Annotated in this window: 10 protein-coding genes; 7 read left to right on the top strand and 3 right to left on the bottom strand. The window is 64.8% G+C overall.

The window, feature by feature from the left end; all coding sequences use genetic code 11:
* Window positions 1–58: 58 nt before the first annotated feature.
* Window positions 59–988 (top strand): AraC family transcriptional regulator, encoded by a 930-nt coding sequence (locus MA09_RS13290; protein ID WP_036249192.1) that lies wholly within the window; start codon window positions 59–61, stop codon window positions 986–988.
* A 193-nt stretch (window positions 989–1,181) separates the two neighbouring features.
* Here the strand turns inward: MA09_RS13290 and MA09_RS13295 are convergent, their stop codons facing one another.
* Together MA09_RS13295 and MA09_RS13300 are read right to left on the bottom strand one after the other, a co-directional pair.
* On the bottom strand, window positions 1,182–2,309 hold the full coding sequence (locus MA09_RS13295) for a PA0069 family radical SAM protein (protein WP_036250026.1): 1,128 nt from the start codon (window positions 2,307–2,309) through the stop codon (window positions 1,182–1,184).
* A 94-nt stretch (window positions 2,310–2,403) separates the two neighbouring features.
* A complete protein-coding gene (locus tag MA09_RS13300; protein ID WP_051933419.1) occupies window positions 2,404–3,060 on the bottom strand; it encodes a tRNA-uridine aminocarboxypropyltransferase in 657 nt (218 codons plus the stop codon).
* A 267-nt stretch (window positions 3,061–3,327) separates the two neighbouring features.
* On the opposite strand from MA09_RS13300, the gene MA09_RS13305 reads away from it, so the two are divergent.
* From MA09_RS13305 to MA09_RS13330, 6 genes are all read left to right on the top strand, one after another.
* Entirely contained in the window at window positions 3,328–4,587 is a 1,260-nt protein-coding gene (locus tag MA09_RS13305; protein ID WP_051933420.1) for a dienelactone hydrolase family protein, read from the top strand.
* 255 nt (window positions 4,588–4,842) lie between these two features.
* A complete protein-coding gene (locus tag MA09_RS13310; protein WP_036249194.1) occupies window positions 4,843–6,027 on the top strand; it encodes a triacylglycerol lipase in 1,185 nt (394 codons plus the stop codon).
* 77 nt (window positions 6,028–6,104) lie between these two features.
* A complete protein-coding gene (locus MA09_RS13315) occupies window positions 6,105–8,888 on the top strand; it encodes a type VI secretion system Vgr family protein (protein WP_036249196.1) in 2,784 nt (927 codons plus the stop codon).
* A 1-nt stretch (window position 8,889) separates the two neighbouring features.
* Window positions 8,890–9,723 (top strand): DUF4123 domain-containing protein, encoded by an 834-nt coding sequence (locus MA09_RS13320; RefSeq protein ID WP_036249199.1) that lies wholly within the window; start codon window positions 8,890–8,892, stop codon window positions 9,721–9,723.
* A complete protein-coding gene (locus MA09_RS23720; protein ID WP_081897610.1) occupies window positions 9,707–10,453 on the top strand; it encodes a DUF3304 domain-containing protein in 747 nt (248 codons plus the stop codon). Before MA09_RS13320 ends, MA09_RS23720 begins: the two co-directional genes overlap by 17 nt.
* A complete protein-coding gene (locus MA09_RS13330) occupies window positions 10,450–12,447 on the top strand; it encodes a DUF2235 domain-containing protein (RefSeq protein ID WP_051933422.1) in 1,998 nt (665 codons plus the stop codon). Before MA09_RS23720 ends, MA09_RS13330 begins: the two co-directional genes overlap by 4 nt.
* A gap of 14 nt (window positions 12,448–12,461) precedes the next feature.
* Here the strand turns inward: MA09_RS13330 and MA09_RS13335 are convergent, their stop codons facing one another.
* Complete coding sequence (locus tag MA09_RS13335; RefSeq protein ID WP_036249202.1) at window positions 12,462–14,369, bottom strand: PAS domain-containing sensor histidine kinase; 1,908 nt, start codon at window positions 14,367–14,369, stop codon at window positions 12,462–12,464.
* Between the last annotated feature and the right edge of the window lie 52 nt (window positions 14,370–14,421).

Here is a 14,421-nt window from a genome sequence, read left to right on the forward strand (position 1 = left end):
GCGTCTTGAACGAAAACGACATCGACATGCCAGGAAGGCATGCCTATACTGCTGGCTCATGGCCCCCGACAGTCACGAATTCCTCCGCCCCTGCCCCGACCGCCTGGCACGCGGCCCGCGGGCATGCACGGAGGGTAAGTCGCCGCATGACCGCATCCACCTGGCGCCGCCCGCGCTGCAGGGCGCGATGCTGGCGCTGGTCAGCCGCGACACGTCCCACCTCGAACTGAGCGACGCCCAGCGGCTGTCGCACTTCCCCGCCTCGCCGATCGTGGTGCTGTCCTGGTTCGACGGCCTCGTCCCCGGACTGGTGGATCCGCACAGGGACTTCGTCCCGTTCAGTGCGCGCGTGATGATCTCGGGCAGCCACTCTCATCCGGTGACGACATGGTCGCCCACGAGCGGCCGAGGCTACATGGCATGTTTCGTGCCGGATGCCGTGCCCCGCCTGTTCGGCATCGAGCTCGCGGCCATCCAGGACCGGTTCCTGCCGGCGCACACCGTCCTTGGCGCCGGCTGGCAGCCCTTCTTCGATGCACTGCTGGGCGCGCCCGACGACACGGCCGCCATGCGGGTGCTGGAAAGCCACCTCGGCAGGCGCTGGCACGCCGCGGAGGGCCGCAGCCGGGACCGGCCGTCGCTCCGGCAGATAGGGCGCCACTGGGTGCAGCAACTCGCCTGGCAGGCGCACCAGTGGCGCAACACGCACAGCGCGCGCCAGGTCGAACGCCGCATCAAGTCCTTCAGCGGGCGCTCGCTGCGCGAGTGGCAGTCGCTGGTGCGCACCGAAGGCCTGTTCTTCGCCGCCCGTGAACGCTACGAGACCGGCCGGCCCTTCGACTGGGCCACGCTCGCGCTGGACGAGGGCTTCTCGGACCAGGCCCACCTGAGCCGCGCCACGCGGCAGATCTGCGGGTTTCCGCCTACGGAATTTGCCGACCGCTACATCGAGGACGAGTCGTTCTGGATCTACCGGCTGTGGGTCTGAAGAGCGGTCCGCCCGGTGTGAACTCCGCTCGACTCACTGAACAACAACATACCGGCCACGCGCTCCGATGACGCGCGCGGGTATCACAAGCTCCACGGGTCCGTGGCGCTGATGAGGTGGCAAACGACGTTCACGACAAGATCCGGAACAAGCAGTCATCCCATCCGGGGTATCGGCCGGAGCGGCTGGCCTGCTAGAACAGGTCCAGCTGCCCGCTCGCCTTCCCTTCCTGCTTGCGGGACGATGGCGCCGGCGGCACCACCAGCGGCTTGCGGAATTGCGAGCCATCCAGCCTGCCGAAGCGCCCGCGGAACTCCCCCATTCCCAGCCGGTCCACGGCTTTCGAGAAGCGCTGCCGGATCAGGTCTGCCCAGACGCCCTCGCCATGCATGCGCTTGCCGAAGTCGCTGTCGTAGTCCTTGCCGCCGCGCAGGTCGCGCACGCGGTTCATCACCCGCTGCGCCCGGTCGGGGAAATGGGCCTGCAGCCATTCCTGGAACAGCGGATTGACCTCGTGCGGCAGCCGCAGCACCACGTAGTGCGCGCCGATGGCGCCGGCGTCGCGCGCCGCTTCCAGGATGCGTTCGATCTCCGGCTCGGTGACGAAGGGAATGATGGGCGCCACGCTCACGCTGACCGGAATCCCCGCCTCGGCCAGGGTCCGGATGGTGCGCAGGCGACGTGCCGGCGCCGCCGCGCGCGGCTCCAGCGTGCGCGCGATTTCCGGGTCGAGCGTGGTCAGGGTGATGGCGGCGCAGGCCTGGTTCGTTTCCGCCATCGGCGCGATCAGGTCGATATCGCGCTCGATCAGCGAGGACTTGGTGATGAGCCCGACCGGGTGCCGGCATTCGCTCAGCACTTCAAGCACCTGGCGCGTCAGGCGCAGCTCGCGCTCGCAGGGCTGGTAGGCATCGGTGTTGACGCCGAGCGCGATGTGCTCGGGCACGTAGCCCGGCTTGGCCAGCTCGCGCCGCAGCAGCTCGGCCGCGTTGACCTTGGCAAACAGGCGGCTCTCGAAGTCCAGGCCCGGCGACAGGCCGAGGTAGCTGTGGGTCGGCCGCGCGAAGCAGTAGATGCAGCCGTGCTCGCAGCCCCGGTAGGGGTTGAGCGAGACATTGAAGGGGATGTCGGGCGAGGCGTTGCGCGTCAGGATGGTTTTGGCGTGCTCGTCGGTGACGACCGTCTTCATGGCGGCCGTTTCGTCTTCGTCACGCTCCCAGCCGTCGTCGAATTCTTCGCGGCCAGTGAGCTCGTAGCGCCCCTGCAGGTTCGATACCGCGCCTCGCCCCTTTCTCGCGGCGAGCGGATGCGGGCCGAGCATGGGCTGCTCGTCCACGGGATGGCGCTGGCCGGGTTGCGGGCGTTCGGGCACGTCGGCTCCATACTGTATGTTTATACAGTATGGTACGCCTCTCTCAGCCGGATTTCAAGTCCGCCACGCCGGACGGCACATAGGCGGCTTGTTGCTGCACAAAGCCGTCGAAGGCTTCCAGCAAGGGCCGGAGTGCCGCGTCGCCCCCTTCCAGCTGGGCCAGCGCCTGCGCGGCCGCTTCCAGCGAGGACAGCTGGTGCGGCGCATGTGCCTTGCGGATCCGGTAATTCGACGGCGCGACATCGCGCAGCGCCAGCCGCGGCAGCCTTTGCAGGGACGGGTTCAGGTACAGCATCTTGCGGCTCTTGCGCCAGGTCGCGTCCAGCACGACCAGGCGCAGGCGTTCCGCTGCGATTGCATCGCATGGCGGCGCCGCCGGCAGGCTGGCGGCGCCCGGCGTGTCCGGGTACAGCAGCACCGGCACGCGGCCGTCCGCATGCAGCAGCGCATCCAGTTCGGCGCCGTCGAACGCTTCTCCTACCGCCAGCACGCTGCCGGCCACACTGAGGTGCAGCAGGCGCGCACTGTTCTTGGCATTGGCCACTTCGAGCGGATGCTGCAGGACCAGCAAGGCCGCACGTGCCTGCACAGGCGTGATCCAGCGGCAGATGCAGGCCGACTGCGCCCGCAGGCAGGCCGCGCAGCGCGCGCGTTGCGGTCTCTCCTCCGGCGCCCACTCGCGCAGCACGTACTTGCTCATCCGATCATGCCTCGTCTCCCTTGCCTGGTTTGCATGATAACCGTTCACAAAAAACCCCGTCGGGTGGGGGTTGGCGGTTCGACCGGCTCGGTAAAAACAATCATCGACCGCGATCGCGTGGACACTTTGGCACGCCGCTAAAATTTACCTTCGGAATTGCCAGATTGAGTATTGCTCTGCCTTTTCTACGTACCTAGAATCAACTTATGCCATGCGGAAATTCTTCCGTGTTTGTTTCACCCGGTACGTAGTCGAGACAGAGTCACCATGGTTCCACGCTTCACGCTTCGCAACCTGTTCGCCGCCGCGCTGGCGGCTGCCGCATTGACCCCTGGGATCGCGGTGCAGCAGGAGTTGCAACTTGATCATCGCATGAATGAGCACATCGAGCAGGTGCCTGCCGGCCCGCAAGGCCTCGCCATGCTCGAGACGACGGTGTTCCAGCCGAACGGCCCGGGCCCCTTCCCGCTCATCATCATCAACCACGGCAAGGATCCGGGCCGCCCGAACCTGCAGCCGCGCGACCGCTTCTACTACATGGCCTCGGCCTTCGTGAAGCGCGGTTATGCCGTGATGGTGCCGATGCGCCAGGGCTTTGCCAGCTCGACCGGCCGCTACCGCGAGTATGGCTGCAACATGACCGCCAACGGCTATGCCCAGGCGGAAGACATCGCTGCGACGCTTGCTTATGCACGTCGGCAGAAGTGGGTCGACCCCAAGCGCATCGTCATCGCCGGCCAGTCCTACGGCGGCCTGGCGACCATGGCCATCGGCACCAAGGATTTGCCCGGCGTGCGCGGCCTGATCAACTTCGCCGGTGGCCTGCGCGACGACAGCGACCGCTGCGCCTGGCGTTCGGCGCTGGTGACGGCCTTCGCGGAGTACGGCGCCAAGACCAGGCTGCCCACCCTGTGGATGTACGGCGAGAACGACTCCCTGTTCGGCCCGGAACTGGCGCACCGCATGCATGCGGCTTTCGAAGGGGCTGGCGGCCGCGGCCGTCTGGTCATGCTCCCGACCTTCAAGCGTGATTCGCACGGCATGCTGGCCAGCCGCGACGGCGAAAAGGTGTGGCTGGACGACACCCTGCGCTTCCTGGACCAGATCGGCATGCCGACGGCCGTGATCCACGACGTGCCGCCGCCACCGAGCCCGGTGCGTACCGACTACGCGCAGGTGGATGACGTCGAGGCCGTGCCTTTCCTGTCGGAGAACGGCCGCCGCGCCTACCAGGAATACCTGACCAAGATGACCCCGCGCGCCTTCGCGCTGTCGCCGAGCGGCGCCTGGACCTGGGCCGAGGAAGGCGAAGACCCGGACGGCCGCGCACTGGCCACCTGCACCGCCAAGAGCAAGGAGCCGTGCCGCCTGTACTCGGTGGACGACTACGTGGTGTGGAACGGCAACCTCGACCAGGCCGAGAAGACCTCGGTGACGGCCTCGGTGACGCCGGTGCCGAAGCCGGCGGTGGATCCGACTGCCGCGGCGCCGACCACGTCGATCGGTTCCAACAAAGCCACGCACTAGCAGGGTGGTCGGTGTCGCCGATCACGCGTTCAACTTCCGTTCCCGGACCAACAAGGTTGTCGACATTCGTGCTTGGTTGAACGCGTGGCCGGCGAAGCGTGGTCTGCTCCACAGGCCCGGACCACGCCTACTGTCAAGCTACTTACGCACTGTTTCTGTACGTAAAATCTGACACCCGCCAAGATTCCGACCCAGCGCAAACCGCGCCCGGCCGGCAGCTCCGACAATGGCCCTGACGCCATTTCGGAGAATTGCATGTTTCGCATTACCCACGCCCTGCTCGCGCTGGCTGCGCTGTGCACCTGCGTGCCCGCCGGCGCTGGAAATAACCATCCCGTGATCCTGGTCCACGGCTTCCTCGGCTTCGGCCCGGACACCTTCGAGCACAGCGGCTTCAACTACTGGGGCGGCTACGGCGACATCGCTTCGCACATGCAGGTCTACCGCGGCCCGCGCACGGTGTTCGCGGCCGTGGTCGGCCCGATCAGCTCCAACTGGGACCGCGCGGCCGACCTCTATGCCCAGATCAAGGGCGGCTGCGTCGACTACGGCGCGGCCCACGTCCGCAAGTACGGCCTGCCGGGCCAGCAGCGGAAGCCAGGCGGCAAGTGCTGGGCCGCCGACCCGAAGAACAATCCGGAAAACCACCCGCTGGCGCTCTACCCGGCCTGGGACGCCGAGCACCCGATCCACTTGATCGGCCACAGCCAGGGCGGCACGACCATCCGCGCCCTCATCGAGCTGCTGGAACACGGCTCGCCCGACGACGAGGGCGGCCACGAGCTGTTCAAGGGCGGCAAGGTGGGCTGGGTGCGCAGCGTGACCACCATCTCGACGCCCCACAACGGCACCACCTTCGCCGACGCCGTGCTGAACGTGCTGCCGCCCCTGCAGTCGCCGCTGGGCGACCTGCTCAAGCACCGCTGGGCGAACTGGGAGCTGTCACCGGACGGCGCGCGCGAGTTCAATCTATGGGCGCGCACCTCGCCGCACATCTATTACTACTCGGTGGGCACGCAGGCGACCGAAGCCGGTGCCTGGTGCTGCAACGAGACCGACCGCGTGATCGCGCCGATCCAGGCCACCCTCTACCAGTATCCGCGGCTCGACATGATCCCCGCCTTCAAGGGCATGGCGGGGGAATGGATCGTGCCCTCGGTGCTGCAGAACGGGTTGGGCGGCTATACCCAGGGAGGCGCGGGGCGGGTGCGCATCGACAGCGAATGGTTCGCGAACGACGGGGTGGTGAATACGGCCAGCATGCGGGCGCCGAACGGGCACCCGGTGCGCAACTACGATGGCAAGTCGGTCAAGGGGACGTGGAACTTCCTCGGGACCTACAAGAGATACGACCACTTCGATATTCTGAACTGGCCGAATCCGGGGCCGTCGGCCAATCCGGTGTATGAGCGGATCAGCGATATCATCTTTGACCTGTAAGATGACTTGACGCAATAGTATCCGAGTAACTCAGACGTATCGTGGCTGACGTTTCATTTGAAAATGGAGCGTCCACCATGGGTACCGACTTGGCAGAACAAATCGCTGCCACGCTCGCGGAATTCTCGAGCGCGACCAGGCTGTTCGAGTTCAGAATCGGCGATGCCCCATCTTCTGCCCTGCTGGTGGAGGCTTACGCTGCCGACGACACTCTGCTCGACATTCCTGTCTGCGATGTGATTGCACTGTCCACCAGCGCCTACCTGGAAGCGGAGCCGCTGTTGGGCCAGGCAGCATCGCTGCAGATTACCCTCGCCGACGGAGGGCAGGAAAGCATTGGCGGCGAGATCTGCGCCGTATCCGTTCTCGGCAGCGATGGCGGGCTAGCACGCTACCGACTCCGACTCTCGCCCTGGATATGGCGGCTGGAGCACGTACGTAACAGCCGTATTTGGCAAGACCGGACGATCGTGGACATCGTCGACGAGGTATTCGCACACTACCGGCCCGCCGCGCGCTGGCGCTGGAGCCCTGACACGGCATCGTACCTCGCTACCGTAGCGGCGCGCAGCTATTGCTGCCAATACCGCGAGACTGACCTGGACTTCGTGCGCCGGATCCTGGCCGAAGAAGGTCTCGGCTGGCGAATCGAGCACACGGAGGCAGGTCCATGCCTGGTGTTGTTCGCCGATAGCACCTCGCTCCATGCAGTGCCGGACGACCGCAGTTGCCAGAACGACGCAGGCGTCCGCTATCATGGTGCGAGTTCGGTGGAGCACCACGATACCGTGCAGGCGCTGGTGGAACACAAGCGCTTGCACGCCTCGCTGACCACCTTGCAAAGTACCGACTACCAGGCCAAGCGGCTTGTCGGCGCGGTTTCGCCTTCCCTCACGCGGGTTCGCAGGCTGCCGGAGCTGGAATCGTACGATGTACCTGGGCAGTACGCTTTCACCGATATCGCGCTGGCGCAACGCCATGCCGATCTGCAGATGCAAGGCGTCGAAGCACGCGGGCAGCTATGGCAAGGCCTTTCCACCGTTCGAACCCTGCGGGCGGGAACGCGGCTGACGGTCACCGGCATTCCGCTGCAGCGGCTTGGAGATGCGACCCAGTTCACTGTCTGTCAGACCATGAGCGCGGGCGTGAACAATATGCCGCCGCCAGCGCAGCTTGCCCTGGCCGAACTGTTCGGCCCCCTTCCCGAACTGCTGGAACAGATTGTTCGTGCCAGGCAGGACGACGTGGCCCAGGTTATCGAACATGCCCAACGAACCGGCCATGCCAACCGCTTCGAAGCGATCCCGGCAGGCGTTCCATGGCGCCCGCAGTTGAGCAATGGCGACGGCCGCATCAAGGCCAGGCCGACCGCGCACGGCGCGCAAACTGCGATCGTCATCGGCGCTGACGGGGACACGCAATCAAAGGGCGTCGATGCACCTTACTGCGACCGTTTAGGGCGCATTCGCATTCGTTTTCACTGGCAGGACAATGGGGATGCGAGCTGCTGGGTGCGGGTAGCGCAGCGCCTGGCCGGCTGCGGCATGGGTAGTCAATTTCTCCCCCGGGTCGGGCAGGAAGTGCTGGTGCAGTTTCTTGAAAATGACATTGACCGGCCGGTCGTGGTCGGCGCACTGTACAACGGCCGGGGTGAAGGCGGCATCCCGCCCTCGCCGGGAGGTCGGCGGGACGCGGCGAGCGATCAGGAATGCTTCGCGCAGGCGCATGATCATGCCTACTCGGCACAGGCCAACCTCGCCGGTGGCAGCAGTCCGGCCTGGCATGGGGAGTCAAGCGACGCCAATGGCCACCGCAACGCGGCGGCCCAATGGGGCCTGCGCACGGCCGGGATCGGCGGAACCGGCTATAACCAATTGCTGATCGACGACAGCGACGGGCAGGGCCGCGCCCAGCTCAGGAGTACCCAGTCGGCGACCGAGCTGAATTTGGGACATCTACTCCATGCCGCCGACAATTATCGCGGCAGTTTCCGCGGGCGCGGCGCCGAGCTGCGCTCCGACGCGTATGGCGCGGCGCGCGGCGGAGCGGGGCTGCTGGTATCCAGCTGGCAAATCGGGCACGGCGCAGCCTCGCGCGATGCTGCAGGGGAGAATGCGGCTGGCGCCAGCCTGATCCGCCAGGCAACTGCCACGGCTGCCACGCTGCACGCCGCGGCGTCTGTCCATCGGACGGTGGGGCTGGCAAGCCATGCTGGAGCCGTCAAAGCCAACGCCAGCTTTCTGGACGGCGGGTCCGCTCCGCTCGGGGCAATAGCGAGCGCCGTATCGGCGCCCCAGACGGAGAACGGCGCTGGCCTGGTCACGGTATCCGCCAAGGACATCTTCGCCTCCAGCGCCGGGCAAAGCCTGCAGCTGGCGAACGGCGAGACCGCCACTCTGGTGAGCATGCAGGACACCCGGCTGGCCGGCGGCGCCGGACTGCGTCTGCATACCGGCCAGGCCATCGGCTCGCTGGCAGGCGCCATCGACACCGGCGCCGGCGCCGGCAGCGACAGCTTGCAACTGATCGCCGTCAGGGACGAGATCGGCCTGCAGGCGCAGGCGGACGCGCTTGCCGTACAGGCACGCGACGAAGTGGCGTTCGTTAGCGCCTGCGCACACATCGACTGGGCTGCGGCACAGCGGATCGTCCTGTCGACCGCCGGCGGCGCCAGTCTGACGATCGATAGCGGGAACATCAACGTGCAATGCCCCGGCAAGCTCACCGTCCACGCGAACAAGAAGAGCCTGACGGACCCGCAGCAGCTGGGCTATCCGATGCCTGCCCTGCCCCGCAGCGTGTGCGTCGAATGCCTCAAGCGCGCCCTCGCAGTGGGGGCAGCTTTTTCCATGGTGGAGTGAGATGCTGACCGATCCGTTCGCCGACGACTGGCTAGATGCGCTGCACCAGCGCTTTCGGAAACGTCCGGATGCCCACGCACTGCATGTGCTGGTCGACGGCGCCTTCGTTCCGGGCCTGCACCGCCGTATCGCAGCCGGGCGCAAGGCGCTGCTGTTCGAAGGGCTGCCTGCGAGCGGTCCGGGTACGCTGGATGTATCGCCCTTCATCCTGCCCTTCGATCCGGGGGACCGTGCGCTCTTGACGGTACTGGACAGATGTCGGGGCTGGTCCATGGTGAGCGTGATCGAAACGCCGGAACCATGGCGGGACCTGGCGGCCCGGCTGGCGGCATGGTGCATCATCGAAGCCGACGGCCAGCGCTTCAATTTCCGTTTCGCCGACACGCGGCGCCTTCCCGCCATCCTGAATACGCTCGCTCCGGCGCAGCGCGGGCAGCTCACCGGTCCTGCCGTTAGCTGGAGCCATATCGGACGCGATGGCAGCTGGCGGACGATTGCGCTCGACGCATCGGGCGAGGCCATCGCCACCGAACCGCAACTCGACGATGCGCGATTCGCGGCGCTGGTGGAAGACAGCCGGGCCGATGAAGTGCTGGCCCGGCTCGCCGACCACCCCGAACTCGGTACGTATCGCCCGTCGCAAGCCCATGCATTGATTTCCTCCGCGCTGGCGCCGGCCCTGAAAGCCGGCATGGGCGACGTGGAGCTCGTCGACTGGTGTGGCTGGCTGCTGGGGCACTGCAGGCGAAACGAGCTAGCGGATATCGCCCGATCGTTCACGGCGTGGAAGGCAGACGCACTTTCGATGGAGGCTGCTCATGCTACTGAAATATAAGATCTTGACCGGCGTTGTCGGCCTTCTAGGTGTGGTCGGGCTGGCCATGTCGCAGTACCGGGGCACACATGCGAGCGTCAGCCTGCACGGCGTGAACTACAGCGACCGTGAATTCAGCTATTTCATTGCCGCCCCTGAGAACCCGAAAAAGACCATCGGCGGCGAACATATCGCGCCGTTCGCCGCCGGCGGCACGACCTGCTGCGCCGTGCTTCCTTGGAAGTGGAAACCCGGGACCAAAGTTCGTCTTACGACGATTCACTGGCTGAAGAAGCGCCCCGACGGGAGCCTGCCGGAGGTGACGGAAGAACATGAGGTGGAAGTGCCGGAGTATGCCGAAGCCGGAGAATTGTGGGTCATCAGAGATGGCAAAGGAAAGATCGGCGTCGTCTCCAGCAATGTGCAGCCGGATCATCCTGCCTGGCCCGGCAAAATTAAGGGCTGGCCTATTCCATCTCTTGAATACCAGAGACAGCGTTGGGAATTGTATATTCATCAGAAGAGAACATATATGAAGGCCTATGCGGACTCACTCAAGGAACTGGAGTCTGAACCAGACGAGCAGGCGAAGGAAGCTTGGAACCATGCTGCAGAATACAATCCTTCTGAACTAAAAGGATTCAGTGGACCGAACGACCCTGATTACAAATCACATTTGAGAAAAACGTACTCGGTCAGACTAGAAGAACTCAAAACTGAGTTTGCTGATCTTCTGAGGAGTAAACCGTGAGTGCATTTCTTATAGATCCGATAGATTCAGGATTTGGATTCGCCAAAGAGAATGAGAAGCTATTTAGCCAAAGTCAGATAAATGCGCTGGACGTTTTTCAAAAACGAGAGTCACCACCCATCTGCTCCCCCACAAGATCCTGCGACACCAATATCTTCTTCGGCTTCTTTTTTGACGGCACAGGAAACAACTACATCGCCGCCGAGAAAACAAAAGACCACTCGAACATCGCGCGCCTGTACGACTGCTTCCCCGGAATGAGCGTTCCCGGGGTGCTTCCCAGGTCCACCGACTGGGAATACAAGCCGTCGGAGAACAAGCACTTCTTCAAGGTCTACATACCCGGCGTCGGCACGGAATTCCCGCAGGTTAAGGACAGCGGGGCCGGAACGGACAAGGTCGCCGGTGGCGCTTCCGGACGCTGGGGTGAGCGTCGCCTCATCTGGGCGCTGGCGCAGGCCATCAACAACGTCCATCGCTTCTTTCTCGGTTCCCCACTGATCCTGCAGCCTGAAATAGAAAATCTGTTCGCTACCCTGTCACTCACGAAAAATACCCGACGGGCAGTGGAAGGACGACAGGACGACGATGCCGACATAGTCGACTCCGCAGCGGGGATACTGGCGCGGTTCCTGTTGAGCGGAATGCTGTCCCGCCTGCACCAGGCAGTCAAATTGCATTGGATCGACAAGCGAACCGGCAAGCCAGCAAAGAAAGACCCGGGCATCGTCAAGACGATCTACATTTCCATCTTCGGCTTCTCCCGTGGCGCGACCATGGCTCGGGCCTTCGCGAACTGGCTCCAGACGCTATGCCGGCTCGACGCGCAACTCTGCGGCGCGAAGCGGATGTCACTCGGCGGCTTTCCGGTCGAGTTCGATTTCCTCGGCATCTTCGATACGGTCGCTTCCGTCGGCGTGGGCAACACGGTGGCCGGCCGAAACGGCCACGGCGCCTGGGCGGATGTGGAAGACAGCCTGCGCATTCCCCCGGGGCTGAAATGCCTGCACCTGGTTGCCGCGCACGAACTCAGGCGCAGCTTTCCACTGGACTCGATTTCGGTGGGGGGTGCCGTTCCCGCCGGCTGCAAGGAAGTGGTGGTGCCAGGTGTACATTCCGATATCGGCGGCGGCTATTGCCCGCGTGAGCAGGGACGGGGCACCGATCGGAATGGCGACGACATGCTGTCGCGGATACCCCTCATCATGATGTACAAGGAAGCCAGGCTAAGCGGTGTACCGCTGAAGCTCGAACTGGCGACGGAGGCCACCAAAGCGAAATTCGCGGTCGGCAAGGAAACGATCCGGGCTTTCAACGCCTATCTCGACACATGCAAGGAAAAGCAGGGCCCCCTGCACCGGATCGTGCGCGAGCACATGCGCAAGCAGATCGAGTGGCGGCTGCACCGCAGGGTGACCGGGAAGGCGCCGTTGCAGAACAGCGGGAGCTTTCTACGGGCTTCCACGTTTCACCAGAACGACTTGCACAGCGCAGCGCAGGAATTCGATGAAGAGATCAAGGCCTTCGTCGCATGGATGCAATCCAAAGGAGCGCATTTCAAACCTGCCATCCAGCGCGCAGGTTTCGGCGATTTGCATCATGCGGAATGGGAAGAAATCGCCACATTCTGGCACGCGCTTGCGCATCCCTGCGAAGCGACTCTCGACATGTTCGACAACTACGTCCATGACTCACGGGCCTCCTTCAAACTGAACGGGCCGGCCAATGAGGACGAAATGCACCTCTATCTGCGTCGCTGCGTACGGCAGCGCAAGGAGTCACTGGCTGTTGTCGTCGGCAAGTCCGACCACCGGTCGACGCTGACGCAAGAGGAGCAACGCATTGCCGACGAATACCTTGGAACGAACACGATTCCCCGCTTCCAGGTCGGAGGGCGCGAACCGTGGGAGCGCTCGTATGGCCTGATGTCGAAAGCCGGCTACCTGCGCTACCGGAAAATCTACTCGGGTAGCGACACGGCCCTGATTTCGTAGAAGAGCCGCTGCGCTCAATGCACGCTGCGCAGCCCCCTTGCCAGGTCCGACAAGCGATACGGCTTGCTCACGAACGTAAAATCCCCCAGCCGGTACTGGTCCAGCTTGAGCGCCGGCTGCGGGTAGCCCGAGGCCAGCATCACCTTGATGCTCGGGTAGTTCTCGCGCGTGTACTCGGCCAGCTCGATACCGTTGACGCCGTTCGGCATGACGATGTCGGTGAACAGGATGTCCACGTCGCGGCTGGCCAGCACGTTCATGGCTTCCTGGCCGCTGGCCGCCGTGGTGACCTCGTAGCCCATGCTCATGAACAGCGCCGAGGCCACGTCCAGCAGGTCCGGCTCGTCCTCGACGATCAGCACCGTCTCGTTGTCGCCGTGCGTCACCTCTCGATCCTGGGTCGTGACGGCCGGCAGGTAGATCGCGATGGTCGTGCCTTCCCCCAGCGTGCTCTGGATGACCACCTCGCCGCCCGACTGCTTGATGAAGCCGTACACCTGCGACAGGCCCAGGCCCGTGCCCTTGCCGGTTTCCTTGGTCGTGTAGAAGGGTTCGAAGGCGCGCCGCACCGTCTCCGGAGACATGCCGGTGCCGGTGTCGGTCACCGAGATGCAGACATAGGGTCCCGGCGCCAGGCCCGCCACCTCGCCCTCCTGCAGCGCCACCTGCGCGGTATCCAGCGTCAGCCTGCCGCCGTCGGGCATGGCGTCGCGCGCATTCACGACCAGGTTGAGCAGGGCCGATTCGAAGCGCGCAGCATCCACCACGGCGCTGCCGGCCTGCGGATCGAGGCTGAATTCGAACTCGATGCCGGAGTGTCCTGCGCGGCGCAGCACCGACTCGAAGCCGGAGATCAGGCGGTTGATGCTGCGCGTCTCCGGCTGCAGCGGCTGCTGGCGCGCAAAGGCGAGCAACTGCTGGGTGAGCGTGGCGCCGCGGTCGATCGCGCGGCGCATGCTGTCGAGGGTCTTGGCGTCGCCGCTGGCCTGGCGCGTCATGCTCAGCACCTCGAGGCCGCTGGCCAGCACCGACAGCAGGTTGTTGAAGTCGTGCGCCACGCCGCCGGTGAGCTGGCCGATCGATTCCATCTTCTGCGACTGGAACAGGGCCAACTGGGCCTGCTCCAGCGCTTCCTCGGTGCGCTTTTTCTCGGTGAGGTCGCGCGTGATCTTGGCAAAGCCCAGGATCTTGCCCTCGTCGTCGTGGACCGCGTCGATGATCACGTGGGCCCAGAAACGGGTGCCGTCCTTGCGCTGGCGCCAGCCTTCGGCCTCGTAGCGGCCTTCGCGGGCAGCGGTGCCGAGTGCACGCACCGGCATGCCGGCCTCGCGGTCTTCGTCGGTATAGAAGCGCGAGAAGTGGCTGCCGACGATCTCGTCATACGAATAGCCCTTGATGCGCTCGGCGCCGACGTTCCAGTTGGTCACCAGGCCTTCGGGCGAGAGCATGTAGATCGCATAATCGGTGACGCCCTGCACCAGCAGGCGGAAGCGCTGCTCGCTCTCGCGCAGCGCGTCCTCGGCCAGCTTGCGCTGGGTGACGTCGCGCGTGATCTTGGCGTAGCCCAGCAGGTTGCGATCTTCATCGTAGATCGGGTCGATGACCACGTGGGCCCAGAAGCGGGTGCCGTCCTTGCGCACGCGCCAGCCCTCGGCCTCGTATTTACCTTGCTCCAGGGCGTGCGCCAGCGCGCGCGCCGGCAGGCCGTCCTCGCGGTCTTCCGGGGTGTAGAAGCGCGAGAAGTGCTCGCGCAGGATCTCGTGCGGCTGGTAACCCTTGAAGCGCTGGGCGCCGGCGTTCCAGCTGGCGATGTGGCCGGATGGGTCCAGCATGTAGATGGCATAGTCGCTGATGCCGGCGATCAGGTACTGGAACCGTTGTTCGTCGGTCAGGGGCGGCTTGGCGGGGAAGTGCGTATTCATGACCCGGGCTTGCTATGTCTGGAGCGGCAAATATCCTATCATAGCGATACTC

The sequence above is a fragment of the Massilia sp. BSC265 genome (genome assembly GCF_000740675.1).
In the GTDB taxonomy this organism is placed as follows: domain Bacteria; phylum Pseudomonadota; class Gammaproteobacteria; order Burkholderiales; family Burkholderiaceae_D; genus Telluria.

Coding starts and splice junctions, on each gene's coding strand:
- MA09_RS13305 (WP_051933420.1), top strand. CDS start 3,328: ATGGTTCCACGCTTCACGCTTCGCAACCTGTTCGCCGCCGCGCTGGCG.
- MA09_RS13315 (WP_036249196.1), top strand. CDS start 6,105: ATGGGTACCGACTTGGCAGAACAAATCGCTGCCACGCTCGCGGAATTC.
- MA09_RS13290 (WP_036249192.1), top strand. CDS start 59: ATGGCCCCCGACAGTCACGAATTCCTCCGCCCCTGCCCCGACCGCCTG.
- MA09_RS13335 (WP_036249202.1), bottom strand. CDS start 14,369: ATGAATACGCACTTCCCCGCCAAGCCGCCCCTGACCGACGAACAACGG.
- MA09_RS13295 (WP_036250026.1), bottom strand. CDS start 2,309: ATGCTCGGCCCGCATCCGCTCGCCGCGAGAAAGGGGCGAGGCGCGGTA.
- MA09_RS23720 (WP_081897610.1), top strand. CDS start 9,707: ATGCTACTGAAATATAAGATCTTGACCGGCGTTGTCGGCCTTCTAGGT.
- MA09_RS13300 (WP_051933419.1), bottom strand. CDS start 3,060: ATGAGCAAGTACGTGCTGCGCGAGTGGGCGCCGGAGGAGAGACCGCAA.
- MA09_RS13310 (WP_036249194.1), top strand. CDS start 4,843: ATGTTTCGCATTACCCACGCCCTGCTCGCGCTGGCTGCGCTGTGCACC.
- MA09_RS13320 (WP_036249199.1), top strand. CDS start 8,890: ATGCTGACCGATCCGTTCGCCGACGACTGGCTAGATGCGCTGCACCAG.